The sequence below is a fragment of the Dongia sp. agr-C8 genome, from assembly GCF_054658695.1.
In genome coordinates, this window is the sequence record NZ_BAAGHZ010000002.1 from 888,543 (window position 1) to 908,881 (window position 20,339).

The window sequence follows — 20,339 nt, forward strand, 5'->3', positions numbered from 1 at the left end:
CGCCGGATTCTACCGTGCGTCTGCGCCGAAACGCCAGTAGACCATCGTCAGGCGCGTCTCGGTTTTTTTTGGCGAAAAAAACGCCCGGCATGCGATCACCGCAGGCCGGGCGAGTTTAAGGAGGCACCTAGGCCCGGGGGTCCTGAGACCCCCGGGGTAGAGCGGTCGAACGACCGTTAGTTCGCTTGCCGGCGCAGGAAGGCCGGGATGTCCAGCAGATCCTCCTCGGCCCGCGGCGCCGCAATGCGGTCGCTCGGGTCGAGGTTCAGCATCGGCTGGGCCGCCGGCGCTTCGACCCGCGGCTCGACGCGCTGCGGCTCACGCATCTGGACCCGCGGCGCCTGGGCCGGCGCCTGCGCCGGAGCCTGGGCCCGCGGCGGCTGGCCCGCCGGTTGCGCCGGCAGTGGCTGACCGGTGAGGCGCGAGGTCATCTTCTCGAACAGGCTCGCGCTGCGCCGGGCGGGCTCACCATGCTGGGCCTGGCCGCGACCGGCTTCCATCGCCTGCGGGGCGATGAACGGGCGGTCGTCGATCGGACGTTCGGCCGGCCGCGCGACCGTGGTCGCCCGCTGCAGATGCGCCATCTCGTCCTTCACCTGCGGCGGGCGCGCCGGCTGGGCCTGGAGCGCGGTCGCACCGATGCTGGACGTGGTCATGGTCGGTTGCGGCGCCATCATCGGACGCGGCGTCGCGGCCTGGGCGACGATCGGAGCGGCGGGACTCTGCGCCACGATCGGCGCCGGCTGGTAGCTCGGCATCGGCGCGGGCGTCGCTTCCATGCGCGCGATGCCGCGGTCTTCCGTCACCGACGCGATGGTCGGCGCGGTGTAGGCCGCCGGCATCGGCGCCGGGTTGCTGGAGATGACGCTCAGGTTGACGCCGCCGGTCTGGGTCGGGCGCTGCTGCTGGGCGACCGCCTCGATGCCGGTGGCGACGACCGAGATGCGGATCTTGCCGTCGAGCGACTGGTCGAAGGTCGAGCCGAAGATGATGTTGGCTTCGGGATCGACCTCGTCGCGGATCCGGTTCGCGGCCTCATCGACCTCGAACAGGGTCATGTCCATGCCGCCGGTGATGTTGATGAGCACGCCGCGGGCGCCCTTCATCGAGACTTCATCCAGCAGCGGATTGGAGATCGCGGCCTCGGCGGCGGCGATCGCGCGATTCTCGCCGGTCGCCTCGCCGGTGCCCATCATCGCCTTGCCCATCTCGCCCATCACCGCGCGGATGTCGGCGAAGTCGAGATTGATCAGGCCCGGCATGACCATGAGGTCGGTCACGCCGCGAACGCCCGAGTAGAGGACTTCGTCGGCCATCTTGAAGGCGTCGGCAAAAGTCGTCTTCTCGTTGGCGACCCGGAACAGGTTCTGGTTCGGGATGATGATCAGGGTATCGACGTATTGCTGCAGCTCCTGGATGCCCGACTCGGCCAGGCGCATGCGGTGCGCACCCTCGAAGTGAAAGGGTTTCGTGACCACGCCGACGGTGAGAATCCCCTGCTCCCGGGCGATCTGCGCCACGACGGGAGCCGCACCGGTGCCGGTGCCGCCGCCCATGCCGGCGGTGATGAAGGCCATGTTGGAGCCGGCCAGCTGGTCGGCGATCTCGCGGACCGCCTCTTCGGCCGCGACGCGACCGACATCCGGACGCGCGCCGGCGCCCAGGCCCTTGGTCGTGCTGGAGCCGAGCTGGATGCGCCGCTCGCACATGCTGCCTTGCAGCGCCTGTGCGTCGGTGTTGGCGATCAGGAACTCCACGCCTTCGAGCTGGGCGCGGATCATGTTGTTGACCGCATTGCCGCCGGCGCCACCGACGCCGATCACGGTGATGCGGGGCCGGATGTCGAACGGATCCGACGGAATCGAGAGATTGAGTGCCATTGAGTGCCTCCTAAGAGTTTTGATGGTCGATGATCAGAAGTTTTCTTTCAACCAAGAACCAAACCGTCCGAAGAGTCCGGACGCAGATTCGTGCTGGGAACGGCTTGGTTTCAGGCTTTCAGGCTCTGCTTGCAGTGCGTAGTTCAAGAGACCGGCAGCGGTCGCGAAGGCCGGGCCGCCGGTCGAATCGGCCAGACCATGGATGCGAATCGGACGGCCCATGCGGACCTGCTTGTCGAGAACGAGAGCGGCAAGCTCCCTGACGCCGCCGAGCTGACTGCCGCCGCCGGTCAAGACGACGCGACGGCCGGCGATCTTGTCGAAACCGGAAGCTTCGAGTCGGCCGCGCACCAGTTCGAAGGTCTCTTCGAGCCGCGGCTGCACGATGCCGATCAGGATCGAGCGCGGGATCGGGTTGGTGATGCCCGCCTCCTCCTCGCCGACCTGGGGAACCTGGATGATCTCGCGCTCGTCCGCCGGGGTGGCGAGGCAATTCCCATAGAGCGTCTTCATCCGCTCGGCATGGGCGAGCGGGGTCGAGAGGCCGCGCGCGATGTCGTTGGTGACATGGGAGCCGCCGATGGCGATCGAGTCGGTGTAGACGACGTGGCCGTCGAAGAAGACGGCGATCGAGGTGGTGGCGGCGCCCATGTCGATCACGGTGACGCCGAGATCCATCTCGTCCTCGACCAGGGTGGCGAGACCGGAGGCATAGGGCGAGACCACCAGCGCCTTGATCTCGAGATGGCAGCGGGTCACGCAATTGGTCAGATTCCGGACCGCGCCGGCCGCCGCGGTGACGACATGCATGTCCACGCCGAGCCGGTCGCCGAACATGCCGCGCGGGTCGCGGATGCCGCGCGAGCCGTCGATGGTGTAGCCGACCGGAATCGAGTGGATCAGGCGCCGCTCGACGCCGCCGTTGATCTGGGCGCCCTGCATCAGGACCCGCTGCAGGTCGTGGTCGCCGATCTCGCGGCCCGAAAGCGGCACCTCGACGCCGATGGTCTGCGAGGCGGGATAGCCGCCGGAAAGGTTGATGACCACGTCGGTGATCGTTTCCTGCGCCATCTGCTCGGCGGCATGGACGGTGGAGAGCACCGCCATCTCGGCTTGTTCCATGTCGATGATCGCGCCCTGGCGCACGCCGCGCGAGATCTGGTGGCCGATGCCGACCACGTTGGGCTTGCCGTCATCGGCCAGGCGGGCGATGAAGCAGCAGATCTTGCTGGAGCCGACATCGACGGCGGCGATCAGCCCGTTCTTGGTCACAATCCGCGGCTTCTTCATCGCTGATCCCCCGAAACCCTTAAGTCGCGTTCCATTTGCATCCCCGAAATCAAGTCTCGTTGCTCTTGGCCGGTGTCGCCGGATCGGCCGCCGGCTGCGGATGACCCTGCCGGACGACGACGCGGTCCGGCTGCCGCAGATCGACCACGCTCACATCCTTGTCCAGCAGGTTGTCCTGGCGGTTGAGGTCGGCGAAATGCCGCCAGGCCTCGAGCGCGCCGTCCTCGGGCAGCTTCACATCGACGTCGTTGTCCATGCGGATGTTCCAACGCCGCTTGCCGACCAGCACGGCGGCGGTCACATGCGTCCTCAATTCAGGCTCCTGCGCCAGGATGTCGAACAGGTCCTGGGCCTTCTTCGGCGCATCCTCGCCGACGATGATCAGCAGCTTGGCGTATTTGCCGAGATTGGCGGTCTCGATCACCGCGCCGTCGCGGCTGACCAGATAGAGTTTCTGGCTGCGCTGCCAGAGCGCCATCGGCGCGGCCTCGGCGACCTGGACGATGAGCTGGTCCGGAAAGCGCCGCTCGACGCTGGCGGTCTCGATCCAGGGCAGGTCTTCCAGCCGCTGGCGGACGGCATCGATGTCGATGCCGAGGATGGGATCGCCGCGATTGGCCTGTACGGCGGCGAGGATGTCGGCGACCGCCGTCTCGCCGCGGCCCTCGACCCTGACCTCGCGCAGCGCAAAACCGGAGGCGGCCGTCGTCTTCAGGATGCCCGCATGCGTGGCCTCGATCGTCGCGGTGATCCAGCCGCTGGAGATCGCCCAGTAGACCGGCGCCGCCACCGCCAGGGTGCCGATGGTCACCGCCGCCCAGCGCATGAAGCGCCGGGTGCTTGCACCGTGCACGTGCGGGCGCAGTTCGTCCTTCTTCGGTGCGCGCGACGCGGTAGGCCCGAAGCGCGGGCTGGATTTCGGCGAAACGTCGATCGCCTTCACTCGTCCCATGCGGCGTGCTCCACCATCCAGCTCACCAGCTCGGGGTAGGAGATCCCGAGATGGCGGGCTTGTTCCGGAACCAGGCTCAGCGCGGTCATGCCGGGCTGGGTGTTGATTTCGAGCAGATAGAGGCCCTCGATGGCGTGGCCGTTCGGCTTGCTGTCGTCGAAGCGGAAATCGGCGCGGGCGACGCCGCGGCAGCCGAGCGAGCGATAAGCGGTCTGCGCCATCTGCATCGCCGCGTCATAGACGTGCTTCGGCAGCGGCGCCGGGCAGAGATGTTCCGTCATCCCATCCGTGTATTTGTTCTTGTAGTCGTAGAAGCCGGACTTCGGCCGGAGCTCGGTCACCGCCATGGCCTTGTCGCCCATGACGCCGACGGTCAATTCGCGGCCCGGGATGTAGCGCTCGCAGAGCACATGATCGCCGAACGGCCAGTCGATGCCGGCGAAGGGATTGGCATTGTCGCCCGGCTTGATGATGTAGACGCCGACGCTGGAGCCCTCGTTCGACGGCTTCACCACGTAGGGGCGCGGCAGCGGATCGCCTTTCAGGATCTCCGCCTTGGTCAGCTGGATGCCTTCGGGGCAGCGCACGCCGTTCGCCGCGAAGATGCGCTTGGCGACCGGCTTGTCCATTGCCATGGCCGAGGCCATCACGCCGGAATGGGTATAGGGCAGCTTCAGGAGATTGAGCAGGCCCTGGAAGTTGCCGTCCTCGCCGAAGCGGCCATGCAGCGCGTTGAACACCACGTCCGGCTTCTGTGCCAGCAGGCGGTCGATCACGGTCCGGATGTCGCCATGCACATCCAGGGTCTCGACGTGATAGCCCGCCTCCTTCAGCGCGGTGGCGCAGTTGACGCCGGAAGCGAGCGAGACTTCCCGCTCCTTCGAATAGCCGCCCATCAGGACCGAAACGCGCTTCATGCTTCACTCTCTGGCTTGACGCGCAGGGCTGAATCCCCCGGCACGCCGATGCGCTTGATTTCCCAGTGGAGCTCGACGCCGGACTGCGCCTTCACGCGCCGGCGCACCTCTTCCCCCAGGCCTTCCAGATCGGCGGCGGTGGCGGTGCCGGTGTTGATCAGGAAGTTGCAGTGCTTCTCCGAGACCTGTGCGCCGCCGAGCGTCAAGCCGCGGCAGCCGGCGGCATCGATCAGCTCCCAGGCCTTGCGATGCGGCGGGTTGGTGAAGGTGCTGCCGCCGGTGCGCGACCGGATCGGCTGGCTCTCGGCCCGCGCATTCTGGATCTCGGTGATGCGGGCCTGGATCGCCTGCGGGCTGTCGGCATGGCCTTGCAGCTCGGCGCCGATGAAGATCCAGTCGGGATCGACCGCACAGTGCCGATAGGTGAAGCCGAGTTCCTCCTTCGAGAGCTTGTGCAGCCGGCCATGGCTGTCCAGCGCCGTCGCCGCGGTCACCACCGTCGCCATGTCGCTGCCATAGGCGCCGGCATTCATCCGCAGCGCCCCGCCGATAAGGCCGGGCACGCCGGAGAGGAATTCGAGGCCGGCGATGCCGGCATCCCGCGCCGCCAGCGCGACGTTGAGATCGAGCGCCGAGGCGCCCGCGGTGATCGCGGTGTCGGTCGCGCGCACTTCGGCGAAGGCGCGCCCCAAGCGGATCACCACGCCGGGAATGCCGCCGTCGCGCACCAGCAGGTTGGAGCCGACGCCGAGCACGGTCACCGGCACGCCGTCGGGCTTGCGCGCGAGAAAGCCCTGCAGGTCCATGAGGTCGGCCGGCTTGAACAAGACTTCCGCGGCGCCGCCGACCCGGAACCAGGTCACGTTGGCAAGGCTGGCGCCGGCGGTCAGGCGACCCCGGACTTGCGGCAGGCGTTCGATGAGCGGGCGTTGCTGTGTCATCAGGGCCCTCATTCCGCCGCTCCGGGAGCCTGGCGGGCGAACACCGCCTCGAGCTCGCTCGGCAAAGACTGCGCCCAGTAGGTGATCGAGCCGGCACCGAGGCAGACCACCAGGTCGCCGGGCCGCACCAGCGGCGCGATCTGCTGCGCGAGACCCTTGGGATCGGGCATGTACTCGACATGGCGATGGCCGCGCTCGCGCATGCCCTGCACCAGCGCCTCGGCGTTGACGCCTTCGATCGGCTGCTCGCCGGCCGAATAGACATCGGCCACCAGCACGACGTCGGCATCGTTGAAGCAGGTCGCGAAACCGTCGAACAGCGAATGCAGCCGCGTGTAGCGGTGCGGCTGCACCACGGCGATGACCCGGCCGCGGCTGGCCTGGCGCGCCGCGGTCAGCACCGCGGCGATCTCGACCGGGTGATGGCCGTAGTCGTCGATCACGGTGACGCCGCGCGCCTCGCCGGTCTTGGTGAAGCGGCGCTTGACGCCGCCGAAGCCGGCAAAGCCGTTGCGGATGGTGTCGTCGGAAACACCCATCTCGTTGGCGACGGCGATCGCGGCGAGGCTGTTCTGGACGTTGTGCTTGCCGACCATCGGCAGCTTCACGCCGGCGATTTCGCGCTGGACGTTCTTGTAGCGGTCGTTGATGACCACGGTGAACTGCGAACCGTCGGGATGCATGGTGAGGTCGATCGCGCGCACGTCGGCCTGGGGCGAGAAGCCATAGGTGACGATGCGCCGGTCGATGAGGCGCGGGATCATCGCCTGCACCACCGGATGGTCGATGCAAAGCGCGGCGAAGCCGTAGAACGGGATGTTCTCGACGAAGGTCTCGTAGGCGCGGTTCATCGCCTCGACCGAGCCGTAATAGTCGAGATGTTCCGGGTCCATGTTGGTGACGATGGCGATGGTCGCCGGCAGTTTCATGAAACTGCCGTCGCTCTCATCGGCCTCGACCACCATCCAGTCGCCGGCGCCGAGGCGCGCGTTGGTGCCGTAGTTGTTGATGATGCCGCCGTTGATGATGGTCGGGTCGAAGCCCCCGGCCTCCAGCAAGGCACCGACCAGCGAGGTGGTCGTGGTCTTGCCGTGGGTGCCGCCGATCGCAATCGACCACTTCAAGCGCATCAGCTCGCCCAGCATCTCGGCGCGGCGCACCACCGGCAGCAGGCGCGCGCGGGCGGCGAGCACCTCCGGGTTGTCGGGCTTCACCGCCGAGGACACGACCACGACCGCCGCGTCGGCGAGATTCTCGGCGCGATGGCCGATCTCGATCTGCACGCCGCGCTCGCGCAGGCGCTTGGTATTGTAAGAGTCGGCGAGATCGCTGCCGCGCACCTTGTAGCCGAGATTGTGCAGGGTCTCGGCGATGCCGCTCATGCCGATGCCGCCGATCCCGACGAAGTGGATGACGCCGATATCGAGAGGAAGTGCCCGCATCAGCGCGCCTCCCCCGCAAGGTTGGCGACAACGTCCGCCAGCCGCTCGGCGGCGTCGGTGCGGGCGAGGCCGCGCGCGTTGTCGGCGGCCCGCTGCAAGCCATCGCGATCGGTCAGGATCTCGGTGAGGCGCAGCGCCAAGGCCTGCGGCGAGGCCGCATTCTCATCCAGGACCCAGCCGGCGCCTTTCTCGCTGAGCGAGCGCGCGTTGGCGCGCTGGTGGTCGTCGATCGAATGGGGCAGCGGGATCATCAGGGCAGGACGGCCGCAGGCCTCGATCTCCGCGACCGAGGAGGCACCGGACCGGCACACCACCAGATGCGCCCATTCATAGCGCGCCGGCATGTCCTTGAAGAAAGGGCTGAGTTCGGCGTCGAGGCCCAGGTCGCGATAGGCCTTGGTCACGTCTTCCACGTCCTCGCGGCGGACCTGCTGCACCAGCTTCAGGCGGTTGCGGAGTTCTTCCGGCAGCAGCGCGATCGCCGGCGGCGTCACGCGCCCGAACACCCGCGCGCCCTGGCTGCCGCCGAAGACGAGCAGGTTGACCGGCCCGCCCGGGCTGGGTGCCGCATAAGCTGCGATCTCGGAGACGGCGGCGCGCACCGGATTGCCGGTGACGATCTTCTTGGCCGCCGGCAGTTGCTCGGTGAAGCGCACGTGCTCGAAGCTCAGCGCCACGCGGTTGGCGCGCTTCATCAACACGCGGTTGGCACGGCCGGCGACGGCATTCTGCTCGTGCACCACGGTGCGGATCTTGCCCCATTGCGCGGCGAGGATCGGCGGCAGGGAGGGATAGCCGCCGAAGCCGACGGCCACGGAGGGCTTCAGGCGCTTCAGCAGGCCGCGCGACTGCAGGAAGCCGAGCATCAGGCGGCCATAGTTGCGGGCGCGCACGCCCATGCCCTTGCCGGCGATGCCGCCCGAGGCGATGCGATGCACCGGCACGCTCGCCAGCTTGCCGGCGAAGCCGGTGCCGCGCTCGTCGGTCACCAGATCGACCGCGAAGCCGCGGCCGAGCAAGGCGCCCGCCAAGGCTTCCGCCGGGAAGAGATGGCCGCCGGTGCCGCCGGCTGCGAGGAGGATGCGGGCCGTCATACGTCCTGGCTCCCCGGGAAGCGTTTGCGGGTCAAAGCCAGCAGCATGCCGACACCAAGCGCGATCGCCACGATCGAGGAGCCGCCATAGGAGATGAACGGTAACGTCATACCTTTCGTCGGCATCAGGTGCAGGGTCGAGGCCATGTTGACCACGGCCTGCAGGCCGAAGCTGGTGACGAGACCCGTGGTCGCCAGCAAGACGAAGAGGTTGGTCTCGCCCAGCATGCGCAGCAGGCTGCGGAGCACGATGAAGGCGAACAGCCCGACGATGAGGGTGCAGACCACCATGCCGAATTCCTCGCCGGCGACGGCGAAGACGAAGTCGGCATGGGCGTCGGGAATCGTCAGCTTCACGGTGCCGCCGCCGGGACCTTGCCCGACCAGGCCGCCATGGCTGAAGGCTTCGAGCGCGCGGTCGATCTGATAGGTGTCGCCGGTGGAGGGATCGAGGAACTGGTTCACGCGATCGGTGACGTGCGGCAGCATCATGTAGGCGCCGACGAGACCCGCGACGCCGGCGCCGACGATCGACGCCACCCAGAAGATCGGCAGGCCGGCGACGAAGAACTGGGCCGCCCAGGTCGCGGTGATGACCACGGTCATGCCGAGATCCGGCTGCTTGATCAGGATCGCGACGGTCACCAGATAGGCGCCGATGCTGATGAGGTTGCCGGGAATGCGCTGCCCTTCGGTGCGCTGCAGCGCGAACATCCAGGCGGTGAAGATCGCGAAGCAGGGCTTCAGGAACTCGGAGGGCTGCATCGAGAGCGGGCCGACCGAGATCCAGCGCGTGGCGCCCTTGATCTCCATGCCGGAGCCCAAGGTGAGCGCGGTCAGCGCGAGGAAGAAGAAGAAGAACACCACGCCGACCCGGCGCACCTGGCGCGGGGTCAGCACCGAGACCGCGATCAGCACCGCCGCCGCGGCCGGCAGCATCATGTAGTGGTGGCGCACCAGGTAGAAGCTGTCGAGGCCGATGCGGGTCGCGACCGCCGGGCTCGCGGCCAGCACCAGGATCGCGCCGACGAACATCAGCGCGATGACCGCGGCCAGGGTCCAGCGGTCGACGGTCCACCACCATTGGCCCAGCGCGGAACGGTCGGTGCGGGCAAAGCCGATCATGCGGCCCCCTTGGCTTGAAGGGTTGCCACGATCTGGCGGAAATGGTCGCCGCGCTCTTCGAAGTCGTTGTACTGGTCGAAGGATGCGCAGGCCGGCGAAAGAAGCACGACCGGGCTTTGCGCGGCGTCCTTTTTCGCATCCGCGGCGGCCTGGGCGACGGCCTGGTCCAGCGTGCCGCTCTGCGTCGCCGTGACGGCGCCACCCAGCTGCTTGCCGAACGCTGCGGCCGCCTCGCCGATCAGATAGGCGCGACGGATACGCGGATAGAATTGCTCGAGGCCGGCCAGCCCGCCTTCCTTCGGCTTGCCGCCGGCGATCCAATAGATGTTGTCGTAGCACGCCAATGCCTTGGCCGCGGCATCGGCATTGGTCGCCTTGCTGTCGTTGACGAAGCGGATGCCGTCGATGGTCGCGACCAGCTCCTGGCGATGGACGAGGCCCGGGTAGGTCTTGATCCCCTCGACGACTTCGTCGATGCCGAGGCCGAGCGCCCGAGCCGCGGCATAGCAAGCGGCGGCGTTCTGCCAATTGTGCCGGCCGGGCAGCCGGGCAACGGTGTTGAGATCCAGGATCTCGATCGGCTTGCCGGCGATCGCGTCGGTGAGCTTGCCATCGACAGCGGAGACACCGGCTTCGACCGCGCGTTCGGCGGAGATCGGAATCATGCGCCGCTTGCCCTCGGCCTGCAGCGCCGCGAACATCTGGCGGCAGGGCGCGTCGTCGAGGCCGATGATGCCGATGCTGGAGCCGCCCTTGGGCCGCATGATCAGCTTCTTCGCCGCAACATAGCCTTCCATCCCGCCATGGCGGTCGAGATGGTCGGGCGTGATGTTCAAGAGGATCGCCACGTCCGAGACCGGGCTCGGCGTGATCTCCAGCTGATAAGAGGAGAGTTCCAGCACGTAGATGCCGCCGCCCCCGAGCGCCGGGAGACCAAGCACGGCCTGGCCGAGATTGCCGCCGACCGCGACGTTGCGGCCGGCCGCCTTCAGGATATGGCCGAGCAGGGTCGTGACGGTGGACTTGCCGTTGGTGCCGGTGATGCCGACGACCCGGGCCTTCGGCTCGGCGCGGTGCAGCAGCTCGATGTCGCTGATCAGCGGCAGGCCCGCGGCCTTGGCCGCGGCCGCGACCGCATTGGGCTTCGGGAAGGTGGTGGGAATGCCCGGGCTCATCACCAGCGCCGTCGCCTTCGACCAGTCCGCCTGATGCAGATCGGCCAGCAGCGGCTCCGGCACGTTGGCGCGCGCCTTCTCCGCGTCGTCCCAGGCCCAGACGATGGCGCCGGAATTGTGCAGGGCCTCGACCGCGGCCAAGCCGGAACGGGCGAGGCCGAGCACGGCCACCACCTTGTTCGCGACGTCGGGGATGCGGATCGGGTTGGCCATCGTCACCTCAGCTTGAGCGTTGCGAGGCCGATCAGCGCGAGCACGGCGGCGATGATCCAGAAGCGGATGACGATGGTGGGCTCGGCCCAGCCTTTCTTCTCGAAGTGATGGTGGAGCGGCGCCATCATGAAGACGCGGCGGCCGGTGGTCTTGAAACTCACCACCTGGACCACGACCGAGACCGTCTCCAGCACGAACAGGCCGCCGATGATGGCGAGCACCAGCTCGTGCTTGGTGATGACGCTGATGGCGCCCAAGGCGCCGCCCATCGACAGCGAGCCGGTGTCGCCCATGAAGACCATTGCCGGCGGCGCATTGAACCAGAGGAAGCCCAATCCCGCGCCGCAGAGCGCGCCGCAGAACACCGCGAGCTCGCCGGTGCGCGGCACGAAATGGAGCTGCAGGTATTCGGCGAAGACCGCGTTGCCGACGAGGTAGGCGATCAGCGAGAAGCAGGCCGCGGCGATCATCACCGGCACGATGGCCAGGCCATCCAGGCCATCCGTCAGGTTCACCGCGTTCGAGGCCCCCACCATCACGAAGGCCGCGAAGGGGATGAAGAACCAGCCGAGCGGCACCAGCACCTCTTTCAGGAACGGCACCGCGAGGCCGGTCGAGAGCGGCGCGGGGGTGAGCAGCATCGCGCAATAGGCGGCGACCAGGCCGATCAGGCCCTGCGCGATCAGCTTGAAGCGGCCGGGCAGGCCCTTGGTGTTGCGCTTGGTCAGTTTCAGAAAATCGTCGCCAAAGCCGATCATGCCGTAGCCGATCGTCACCAGCAGCACGATCCAGACGAAGCCGTTGGTGAGGTCGGCCCAGAGCAAAGTCGTGATCGCTGCCGAGATCAGGAACATGAGGCCGCCCATGGTGGGCGTGCCTTTCTTGGTGACGAGATGCGAGGCCGGTCCGTCGTCGCGGATCGGCTGGCCCTCGCGCTGCAACCGCTTCAGGACGCGGATCACCATCGGTCCGATCAGCAAGGTCAGGAACAGCGAGAACAGAATCGCCGCACCGGTGCGGAAGGTCAGATAGCGGAACAGGTTGAAGATTCCGCCGTCCTCCGCCAGTGGTGCCAACAGGTTATAGATCACGTGCGACTCTCCCCCTTCAGTCGCCGTTGGCGGCTTTGGGCCGCTTGACGGTGGCCTGATCGACCGCGCGCAAGGCTTCCACGATCGGCGCCATGCGCGTGCCGAGCGAACCCTTCACCAGCACGACATCGCCGGAACGCAGCGCGCCCAGCAGCGGCTGGATCACCTCGGTCGATTCCCCCCAATGCCCGGCGCGGATCTTGTCCGGCAGGATCGCGTGCAGCTCCTGCATGACCGGCCCGACCAGGAAGACGTGCTCGACGCCCGACGCGACGATGTCCGGCATCAGTTCACGGTGCAGCATCGGCCCGGATGCGCCGAGCTCGCGCATGTCGCCCAGGACCGCGATCCGTCGTCCGTTGCCCTCGGGCTGCGAAGCCGCGAGCAGGGACAGCGCCGCGCGCACCGAAGCCGGGCTCGCGTTGTAGGATTCGTCGAGCAAGGTGATCGGCCCGGAGACCAGCATCAGCGTCTCGCGGGCACCGCGGCCTTTCAGCGCCGCAAGCCCACCGAGCGCCGCCGCGGCGGTCGCGACGTCGAGACCGAGCGCCTTCACCGCGGCCAGCACCGCGAGGCTGTTCTTCGCCTGGTGCAGGCCGGGGAGGCCCAGCGCGTAACTCACCCGCTGGCCCATCACCTCGGCGGTGACGCGGCTGCCGGTCGGCGAGACCACGCAGTCGATCAGCCTGGCATCGGCGGCATCGCTGCCGAAGGACAGGATATGCGAGATGCCGCGGCGCTCGGCATGGGCGACCAGGCGGTCGTAGTGCGGGTTGTCGCGCGGCAGGATCACGGTGCCGTCGGCATCCATGCCGTCCATGATCTCGGCCTTGGCGTCGGCGATCTCCGCCACGGAGGGGAAGAATTCGATATGCACCGCCTCGACCGTGGTGATGATCGCGACCTGCGGCTTCACCAGCTTCGACAGCGGCGTGATCTCGCCCGCGTGGTTCATGCCGAGCTCGAACACGCCATATTCGGTCTCACGCGGCATGCGCGACAGGGACAGCGGCGCACCCCAATGGTTGTTCAGGTTGCCGACGCTGGCATAGGTGCGGCCGAACGGCTCGAGCGCCGCTTTCAGCGCTTCCTTGGTGCTGGTCTTGCCGACGCTGCCGGTGACCGCCGTGAACTTCGCGGGCGTGCGCGACCGCGCCGCGCCGCCGAGATCCTGCAGGCCCTGCAACGTGTCTTCGACCACCACGACCGGCATATCCGCCGCCATGCTGCCCGGCAGGCGATCGACCAGCGCGCCCGCCGCACCCGCGGTCAGCGCGCCGGCGACGAAGTCGTTGCCGTCGAAGTTGGGGCCGTGCAAGGCGACAAAGAGATCGCCCTGCGCGATCTTGCGGCTGTCGATGGAGACGCCGTTGGCGCTGAACCGCTTGCCCGCCCGCCCGTTGGTGGCGGCGGCGATCTCGGCCGAGGTCCAGAGTGCGCGCGTTTCGCTCATTGCGCCCCTCCAGGATTGTCGGCCAGGCCTGCGACGACCGAGCGCGCGACGGCGCTGTCGTCGAACGGGTGCTTCACCTTGCCGATGATCTGATAGGTCTCGTGGCCCTTGCCGGCGATCACCAGCAGGTCGCCCTGCTTCAATTCGCCGATCGCAACCTTGATCGCCTCGGCGCGGTCGCCGATTTCCACGGCGGAGGGCGCGCCGGCCAGGATCGCGGCGCGGATCTTCGCCGGGTCCTCGCTGCGCGGGTTGTCGTCGGTGACGATGACGCGGTCGGCGAGCCTGGTCGCGATCTCGCCCATCTGCGGCCGCTTGCCGGGATCGCGGTCGCCGCCGCAGCCGAACAGCACGAACAGCCGGCCTTCCGCATGCGGCCGCAAGGTGGTCAGCACCGCTTCGAGGCCGGCCGGCTTATGCGCGTAATCGACATAGATCGAGGCGCCGGAGGGCGTCGTCGCCACATGCTCGATCCGGCCATGGACGCCGGAGACGCTGGCGATCATGCCGACCGCCTTCTCCGCATCGGCGCCGGCGCCGATGACGAGACCCAAGGCCGCCAGCAGGTTCTCGGCCTGGAAGATGCCGACCACCGGGAAGGTGACGGTGTGCCGCTTGCCCAGCACATCGAGCTCCAGGGTCTGGCCATGGGCGCCCGGGATCTGCTGCAGCAGCTTGATCTCGCTACCGCTCTTGCCGAAGCTGATCAGCCGCAGGCCGCGCCGCTGGGCGATCTCGCGCACCCGCGCCGCCGGCTCGATATCCGCGTTGACCACCGCGGCGGCGCCCGCCGGCAGCAGTTCCTCGAACAGCCGCAGCTTGGCGGCGAGATAGGCTTCCATCGTCGGGTGATAGTCGAGATGGTCGCGCGAGAGATTGGTGAAGGCGGCGGCGGCCAGCTGCACGCCGTCCAGCCGGTACTGGTCGAGGCCGTGGCTGGAGGCCTCGATCGCCAGGTGATCGACATCGGCGCGCGCCAGATCGGCCAGGATGCGGTGCAGCTCGATCGGGTCCGGGGTGGTCAGGGATTCGCCGCGCTCATAGCCCGGGGCGAAGACGCCGATCGTGCCGAGGCTCCCGGCGCGATGGCCGAGCAACGACCAGAGCTGCCGCGCGAAAACCGTGGTCGAGGTCTTGCCGCTGGTGCCGGTGACGGCGACGACGATCTTCGGCTGGGCGCCGGCGAAGCGCGCCGCCATCAGCGCCAGGGCACGGCGCGGATTCGGTGCCGTCAACACCGCGACTTCCGACGGCACCGAGATCCGGCTCCCCTCAGGCAGCAGCAAGGCCGCGGCACCGGCCTTGATCGCCGCCGGCACGAATTCCCGGCCGTCGACCTGCGTGCCCGGCAACGCAGCGAAAAGGAATCCCGGCGCGACCTGGCGGGAATCCGCGGTCATGCCGGCGATCTCGACATCGAGCGGCCCGCTCGCCTTTAGTGCTTCGGCGCTGGCCGCCAGGATGTCGGTCGCGGAGATCAAATCATTCAGCCTCAAGTGGAGCTCCGGGAGCAGCCGCCGGTTCCGCGGCCGCCGACTTCGATTCGGCGTCGTCCGTGGCCTTCACCTGGATTACAGGCGAATGCGATTTTTTTGAGGCCGGCGAATCGTAATCCGGCACCAGGGCGACCAGCGGGTTCTCTTCTTCCGGCGGCAGCACCGGCATCGGGCTGATGCCCATCAGCGGCGCCATGCGCTCGACGATCGAGCCGACCGCGGGTGCCGAGACCCAGCCGCCGGTCGCGTAGCCATGGCTCTTCTTGTTGCCCTTCGGCTCATCGACCATGACCAGGATCGCGTAGCGCGGGTCGTCCATCGGGAAGGCCGCGAGGAACGAGGCGAGATTGGCATGTTCGGAATAGCGCCCGCCCTTCTCCTTGTCGGCGGTGCCGGTCTTGCCGCCGACCTGGTAGCCGGGCGTGTTGGCGAACTTGCCGGTACCGACCAGAGTCACCAGCCGCATCAGCTGGCGGATCGAGGTCGAGGCCTTCTCGGAAATGACGCGATGCCCCGCCGGCACTTCGTTCGGCGAGCGCTTCAGCAAGGTCGGCGGAATCATGAGGCCGTGGTTGACGGTCGCGGCCATGCCGCTGACCAGCTGCATCGGGCTGACCGAGATGCCATGGCCGTAGGACACCGTCATCGTGTTGATGCGCTTCCAGTTCTTGGGCGCGGGATATTGCGGCTCGCCGACTTCGGGCAGCTCGATCGGCGACTTATCCATCAGGCCGAACTTGGCGAGATAGGCCTGCTGCACCTCGGCGCCGAACAGGTCGGCCATCTTGGCCGAGCCGATGTTCGACGAGTAGGTGAAGATCTCCGGCACCGAGAGCCAGCGATGCTTGCCGTGGAAATCGTCGATCGAGAAGCGGCTGATCTTGATCGCATGGGTCGCGTCGAAGCCGTCGCTGATCCGGCAGGTGCCGGAATCGAGCGCGATCGCCGTGTTGAAGATCTTGAAGACCGAGCCCATCTCGAACACGCCGAGCGTCGCGCGGTTGAAGCGCGTGTCGGCATCGGCCTTGCCCGGATCGGTCGGATCGAAATCCGGCAGCGAAACCAGCGAAAGCACCTCGCCGGTCTTGATGTCGGTGACGATGCCGACGCCGCCGATGCCGTTGAAGTCGGCGATCGCACGCGACACTTCCTCGTGCACGATGTGCTGGATCCGGATGTCGATCGAGAGCTGCAGCGGCCGCTGTCCGCCGGAGAGCAGGTCGTCGAACGAGCGCTCGACGCCGGCGAGGCCCCGGCTGTCGACGTCGGTGAAACCGACGACATGCGAGGTCAGTGAGCCCTGCGGATAGATGCGCTTGGTCTCCATCTGGAAATAAAGTCCCGGAATGCCGAGACGGTTCACGCCATCCTGCTGCTTGGGCGTCAGGTTGCGCTTCAGCCAGATGAAGGTCTTGTCGGTGTCGAGCTTCGCCGCGGTCGAGGCGATGTTGAGATCCGGCAGCACCATGTTCAGCCGCTCGGCGGTGTCGTCCGGATCGCGGATCTGTGACGGATTGGCGAACAGCGAAGCGGTGGTCAGCGAGGTCGCGAGCACGACGCCGTTGCGATCGATGATGTCGGCGCGATCGGCGACCGGCGCGACGCCGGACTTGTGCGCCAGCGCCGGATCCTGCTCCTGCGGCAGCAAGGTCACCATGGCGAGCCGCACGGTGATCACCAGGAAGGCGACGCCGAACAGGCCGGCGCCCAGCATCAGCCGGTTGTGGCTGGTCTCGAGCACGCGCGACTGCACGCCGGAAAGCTCCGGCTCGATCGCCATCGGGTCGATGACCGGCTGCGGCTGGCGGATGTCGAAGCCGGGCTGCGGGCGTTGCTTGCGTCGGAGCCAGTTCTTCATTCCTGCGCCTTCTTCATGTCGGCGAGGATGGCGTTGATCACATCATCCGCTTCGGCCTGCTCGTCGGTCGGCTTGGCCGGCGATTTCTCGTCCGCTTCCGACGCGGTCGCGGTGGAGAAGGTGGCGGCGGTCGCGGCCTTCGACCCGGCGCCATCCGGCTCCGAGCCCTTCATGCTGGCCAGCAAGGCCGCGGCGCCGGCGGCACCGCCTTCATGCAGGCCGCGCTCGAAGGGCTGGCCCGCGGGCGGGCGCGGCAACAGCCGGTCGAAGCCGGCGATCTGGGTCGGCGTCGCGGGCGCGAGGTCGGTGTAGCGCCGCGCCAGATCGGCGAGGCGCGTCGGGTCGTTCAGGTAGCTCCACTCCGCTTCCAGCACATGGGTCGCGTCGCGGTTGGCATCGATCTGGCGGTTGATCTGCCGGAGCTCGGATTCCTTGGCGAGCACGCCGAGCTCGACCTGGTAGAGGCCGACCCCGATCATGGTGAGGAGTGCCAGCCAGACGAAGGTGCCCAGCCGGATCATGCCGCCACCTTTTCCGCGACGCGCAGCCGCGCCGAGCGCGACCGCGGATTGTCCCCGAGCTCCGCCTCGGTGGCGGTGATCCCACCGGCGGCGATCAGGCGGAACACCGGCTTCGCCTCGTCCTGTTGGGCGACGGGCAGATGCCGCGAACCCTTCGGCGCAGCACCCGCGCGATCGCGCAGGAACTGCTTCACCCGGCGATCCTCGAGCGAATGGAACGACACCACCGCCAGCCGGCCACCGGGCGCCAGCAGCTGCTCGGCCGCGGCGAGGCCGCGATCGATCTCGCCCAATTCGTCGTTCACCGCGATGCGCAGGGCTTGGAAGGTACGGGTCGCCGGGTCGATCTGGTTCGGATTCGGCTTGCCGCCGATCGCGCGGCGCACGATCTCGGCCAGGCGGTCGGTGGTCTCGATCGGCGCCAGATCGCGGGCGGCGACGATGGCGCGGGCGATGCGGCGGGCCTGGCGCTCCTCGCCGAAGGTGAAGATCAAATCGGCGAGCGGCCGCTCCGCCATCGCGTTCACGAGGTCGGCGGCGCTGGGACCCGCCTGCTCCATTCGCATGTCGAGCGGACCGGAGAAGCGGAAGGAGAAGCCCCGCGCCGCCTGGTCGAGCTGCATCGAGGAGACGCCGAAATCGAAGGTGATGCCGTTGACCGCATCGACCCCGCGCTCGGCCATGAGGCGCGCGAGATCGCCGAACCGGCCCTGGATCACGTGCAGGCGACCGGCATAGCGCTCGATCAGCGGCGCGGCACCCTTGATCGCGTCGGGATCGCGGTCGATCGCGAAGACCGTGCAGTTGGCCGCATCGAGCAGGGCGCGGGTATAGCCGCCGGCGCCGAAGGTGCCATCGACGAAGATCGCACCGTCATGGTTGCGACCGGCCGGAAGCAGCGCCTCGATCACTTCCCTGAGCAGGACCGGCTTGTGCAGCTGGCTCATTTGCCACCGCCATTGCCGGGCAGCGTGCGGCCTTTTTCCAGCGCCCGCTTGCGCGCCTCGGCCTTGTAGGCCTCGAGCGCCTCGGGCTGCCAGATCTCGAAAGTATGTCCGCGACCGACGAAGGCGGCGGCCTCGCCGATCGCGGCATGTTGCGCCAAACTTTCGGGCAACATGATTCGTCCCTCGCCGTCGAAGGCGAGTTGCTTGGCGTCGGCGAAGACCGACGCGGTCAGATCGTCATGCTCGTCGGAGAAGAGGTCGACCTTGTTCATCGTCTCGGTGAACGCGGTCATCCAGTCCATACCGGCGCATTGAATGGCGGGATGCTTGAAGCTCGGGAAAGCAACGATGCCCTGGAACAGCTGGCCCGCGAGCGCAGCACGATAGGGGGCGGGAACGGAAACGCGGCCCTTCCGGTCGATCTTGTTGATGAAGGTATCGATGAACACAGCCATCGACCGCGCACTCACGTTCCGGATTGCCGCCCTTGCCCCCGCGATCGGGACTGTCGGGCTTCAGGGAACGCGCCCCTTGATGGCCGGCGCCGCCATCGGAATGCCTTGGGATCCAGGACCGACCCGCCCGTCGGAACTGGGAATAGCAGGTAGGGTGATGGGATATCATGGGATCATATGGGCGTCAATGGGAATTGGCCGTAACTCTATGGAAAATCTTGGGTTTTTCCGATTTTTGCGCAATGCAGCGCAAACGAGAGTCAACCGAATCAATTGCTTATGAAGCGTCCTTAAAGTGGAATTGGATCAGCGCCTTGAATCGCGGTGGTTCAAGGGCTTGGGATGTTCCCCGTAGGTTCCGCTTCGGCGCGGGGAGAAGCGCCAGATGACCTATAAGCCGGGTTCTGTCCGGGGCCTTGCGGCCCCTGGATGGCCATTCCTCTGGGACGGTCGTTGCCGACCGCCTCACGCGACCTACCCGAGGATCTGGCGCGGAAGCCGCCCGAGCCGAGTTGCCCCGGCTCCATCCTCCTATGCAGTCTTGCTCCCGGCGGGGTTTGCCGTGCCGCGTCCGTTGCCGGCCGCGCGGTGCGCTCTTACCGCACCGTTTCACCCTTGCCGATGAACGGGGCGAACCCGTGTGACCGGCGGTCTCTTCTCTGTGGCACTTTCCCTGGGCTCGCGCCCGCCGGCCGTTAACCGGCGCCGTTCTTCCATGGAGCCCGGACTTTCCTCCACTCTCCGAAGAGAGCAGCGGCCATCCGGTCATCTGGCGAGGGGTGAGTTAGGCCTGTGGCCGGCCCAAGTCAATGAGGCCGTTCAGCACCGCCTTGAGCTCGGGATCCGGCAGCGACACCAAACGTGCCGGTCGGAAGTGCCGCGAGAAGGCCATCACCGCCGCATGCCGCACCTTGGCGGGCTCGGCGTCCTTCGGCCCTTCGAGATCGTAGCCGTATTCGCCGAGCTTCAGCAGGAACTCGGCATCGCTCCAGGCGCAGGGCTTCGGGGTTGGCCAGAGCCCGACGCCGTTCTCGGCGAGATAATGCCAGTCGAACAGTTCGCCGGGATCTTCCTTGCGCAACGGCGCCACGTCGGAATGGCCGAGCACGCGCGAAGGCGCGATGCTGTGCCGTGCGACGATGTCCTTGGCGAGGTCGAGCACCGCTTCCATCTGCCGCATCGGAAAGGCGCGATAGCCGAACTCGTGCCCGGGATTGACGATCTCGATCCCGATCGCATGCGCGTTGATGTCCTTGGTCCCGCCCCAGTAGGCCGCCCCGGCATGCCAGGCGCGGAACTCCTCCTCGACCAGCCGATAGGTCGTGCCGTCCTCATCGACGACGTAATGCGCGCTGACCTTGGCGCTGGGATCGCAGAGCCGGTCGAGCGCCGCCTGCGCACTCTGCATGCCGGTGTAATGCAGCAGCAGGATGTCGATGGGCGCGTTGCGGTGGTTGTAGTTGGGCGACGGGAGCTCGACGATGCTCATG

Annotated in this window: 17 protein-coding genes and 1 other RNA gene; all 18 read right to left on the minus strand. The window is 67.6% G+C overall.

Annotated elements, in window-relative coordinates:
* Positions 1 to 176 precede the first annotated feature (176 nt).
* Positions 177 to 1,880, minus strand: coding sequence for a cell division protein FtsZ (gene ftsZ / locus ACYQ4T_RS11730; RefSeq protein ID WP_459854054.1), 1,704 nt, complete (start codon positions 1,878 to 1,880; stop codon positions 177 to 179).
* Between the two features lie 33 nt (positions 1,881 to 1,913).
* Positions 1,914 to 3,170, minus strand: a complete 1,257-nt coding sequence (gene ftsA, locus ACYQ4T_RS11735; protein ID WP_459854057.1) for a cell division protein FtsA — start codon at positions 3,168 to 3,170, stop codon at positions 1,914 to 1,916.
* A gap of 49 nt (positions 3,171 to 3,219) precedes the next feature.
* Positions 3,220 to 4,122 (minus strand): cell division protein FtsQ/DivIB, encoded by a 903-nt coding sequence (locus ACYQ4T_RS11740; protein ID WP_459854060.1) that lies wholly within the window; start codon positions 4,120 to 4,122, stop codon positions 3,220 to 3,222.
* Entirely contained in the window at positions 4,110 to 5,039 is a 930-nt protein-coding gene (locus ACYQ4T_RS11745) for a D-alanine--D-alanine ligase (RefSeq protein ID WP_459854063.1), read from the minus strand. The genes ACYQ4T_RS11740 and ACYQ4T_RS11745 overlap by 13 nt, the downstream gene beginning before the upstream one ends.
* Positions 5,036 to 5,980 (minus strand): UDP-N-acetylmuramate dehydrogenase, encoded by a 945-nt coding sequence (gene murB, locus ACYQ4T_RS11750; RefSeq protein WP_459854066.1) that lies wholly within the window; start codon positions 5,978 to 5,980, stop codon positions 5,036 to 5,038. Before murB ends, ACYQ4T_RS11745 begins: the two co-directional genes overlap by 4 nt.
* An 8-nt stretch (positions 5,981 to 5,988) precedes the next feature.
* Positions 5,989 to 7,422: a UDP-N-acetylmuramate--L-alanine ligase gene (murC, locus tag ACYQ4T_RS11755; protein ID WP_459854069.1), complete on the minus strand. Its 1,434-nt coding sequence runs from the start codon at positions 7,420 to 7,422 to the stop codon at positions 5,989 to 5,991.
* Positions 7,422 to 8,516: an undecaprenyldiphospho-muramoylpentapeptide beta-N-acetylglucosaminyltransferase gene (gene murG / locus ACYQ4T_RS11760; RefSeq protein ID WP_459854071.1), complete on the minus strand. Its 1,095-nt coding sequence runs from the start codon at positions 8,514 to 8,516 to the stop codon at positions 7,422 to 7,424. The genes murC and murG overlap by 1 nt, the downstream gene beginning before the upstream one ends.
* Positions 8,513 to 9,640, minus strand: a complete 1,128-nt coding sequence (locus ACYQ4T_RS11765; RefSeq protein WP_459854073.1) for an FtsW/RodA/SpoVE family cell cycle protein — start codon at positions 9,638 to 9,640, stop codon at positions 8,513 to 8,515. Before ACYQ4T_RS11765 ends, murG begins: the two co-directional genes overlap by 4 nt.
* Positions 9,637 to 11,028 (minus strand): UDP-N-acetylmuramoyl-L-alanine--D-glutamate ligase, encoded by a 1,392-nt coding sequence (gene murD, locus ACYQ4T_RS11770; RefSeq protein WP_459854076.1) that lies wholly within the window; start codon positions 11,026 to 11,028, stop codon positions 9,637 to 9,639. The genes ACYQ4T_RS11765 and murD overlap by 4 nt, the downstream gene beginning before the upstream one ends.
* A 2-nt stretch (positions 11,029 to 11,030) precedes the next feature.
* On the minus strand, positions 11,031 to 12,119 hold the full coding sequence (gene mraY / locus ACYQ4T_RS11775; RefSeq protein ID WP_459854078.1) for a phospho-N-acetylmuramoyl-pentapeptide-transferase: 1,089 nt from the start codon (positions 12,117 to 12,119) through the stop codon (positions 11,031 to 11,033).
* Positions 12,120 to 12,135: 16 nt separating this feature from the next.
* The gene (locus tag ACYQ4T_RS11780; RefSeq protein ID WP_459854080.1) at positions 12,136 to 13,572 is read right to left on the minus strand and encodes a UDP-N-acetylmuramoylalanyl-D-glutamyl-2,6-diaminopimelate--D-alanyl-D-alanine ligase; all 1,437 of its coding nucleotides are present in this window, start codon (positions 13,570 to 13,572) and stop codon (positions 12,136 to 12,138) included.
* The gene (locus ACYQ4T_RS11785; protein WP_459854083.1) at positions 13,569 to 15,068 is read right to left on the minus strand and encodes a UDP-N-acetylmuramoyl-L-alanyl-D-glutamate--2,6-diaminopimelate ligase; all 1,500 of its coding nucleotides are present in this window, start codon (positions 15,066 to 15,068) and stop codon (positions 13,569 to 13,571) included. The genes ACYQ4T_RS11780 and ACYQ4T_RS11785 overlap by 4 nt, the downstream gene beginning before the upstream one ends.
* Positions 15,055 to 16,926 carry a peptidoglycan D,D-transpeptidase FtsI family protein gene (locus tag ACYQ4T_RS11790; RefSeq protein WP_459854085.1) on the minus strand — a complete coding sequence of 624 codons (1,872 nt, stop codon included), beginning with the start codon at positions 16,924 to 16,926 and terminating at the stop codon, positions 15,055 to 15,057. The genes ACYQ4T_RS11785 and ACYQ4T_RS11790 overlap by 14 nt, the downstream gene beginning before the upstream one ends.
* Positions 16,923 to 17,447, minus strand: coding sequence for a cell division protein FtsL (ftsL, locus tag ACYQ4T_RS11795; RefSeq protein ID WP_459854088.1), 525 nt, complete (start codon positions 17,445 to 17,447; stop codon positions 16,923 to 16,925). The genes ACYQ4T_RS11790 and ftsL overlap by 4 nt, the downstream gene beginning before the upstream one ends.
* Complete coding sequence (gene rsmH, locus ACYQ4T_RS11800; protein ID WP_459854091.1) at positions 17,444 to 18,394, minus strand: 16S rRNA (cytosine(1402)-N(4))-methyltransferase RsmH; 951 nt, start codon at positions 18,392 to 18,394, stop codon at positions 17,444 to 17,446. Before rsmH ends, ftsL begins: the two co-directional genes overlap by 4 nt.
* Positions 18,391 to 18,849, minus strand: coding sequence for a division/cell wall cluster transcriptional repressor MraZ (mraZ, locus tag ACYQ4T_RS11805; RefSeq protein WP_459854093.1), 459 nt, complete (start codon positions 18,847 to 18,849; stop codon positions 18,391 to 18,393). The genes rsmH and mraZ overlap by 4 nt, the downstream gene beginning before the upstream one ends.
* A gap of 377 nt (positions 18,850 to 19,226) precedes the next feature.
* Positions 19,227 to 19,622: RNase P RNA component class A (gene rnpB, locus ACYQ4T_RS11810), an RNA gene on the minus strand.
* An 11-nt stretch (positions 19,623 to 19,633) separates the two neighbouring features.
* Entirely contained in the window at positions 19,634 to 20,338 is a 705-nt protein-coding gene (locus ACYQ4T_RS11815) for an N-acetylmuramoyl-L-alanine amidase (protein WP_459854095.1), read from the minus strand.
* Position 20,339 lies beyond the last annotated feature (1 nt).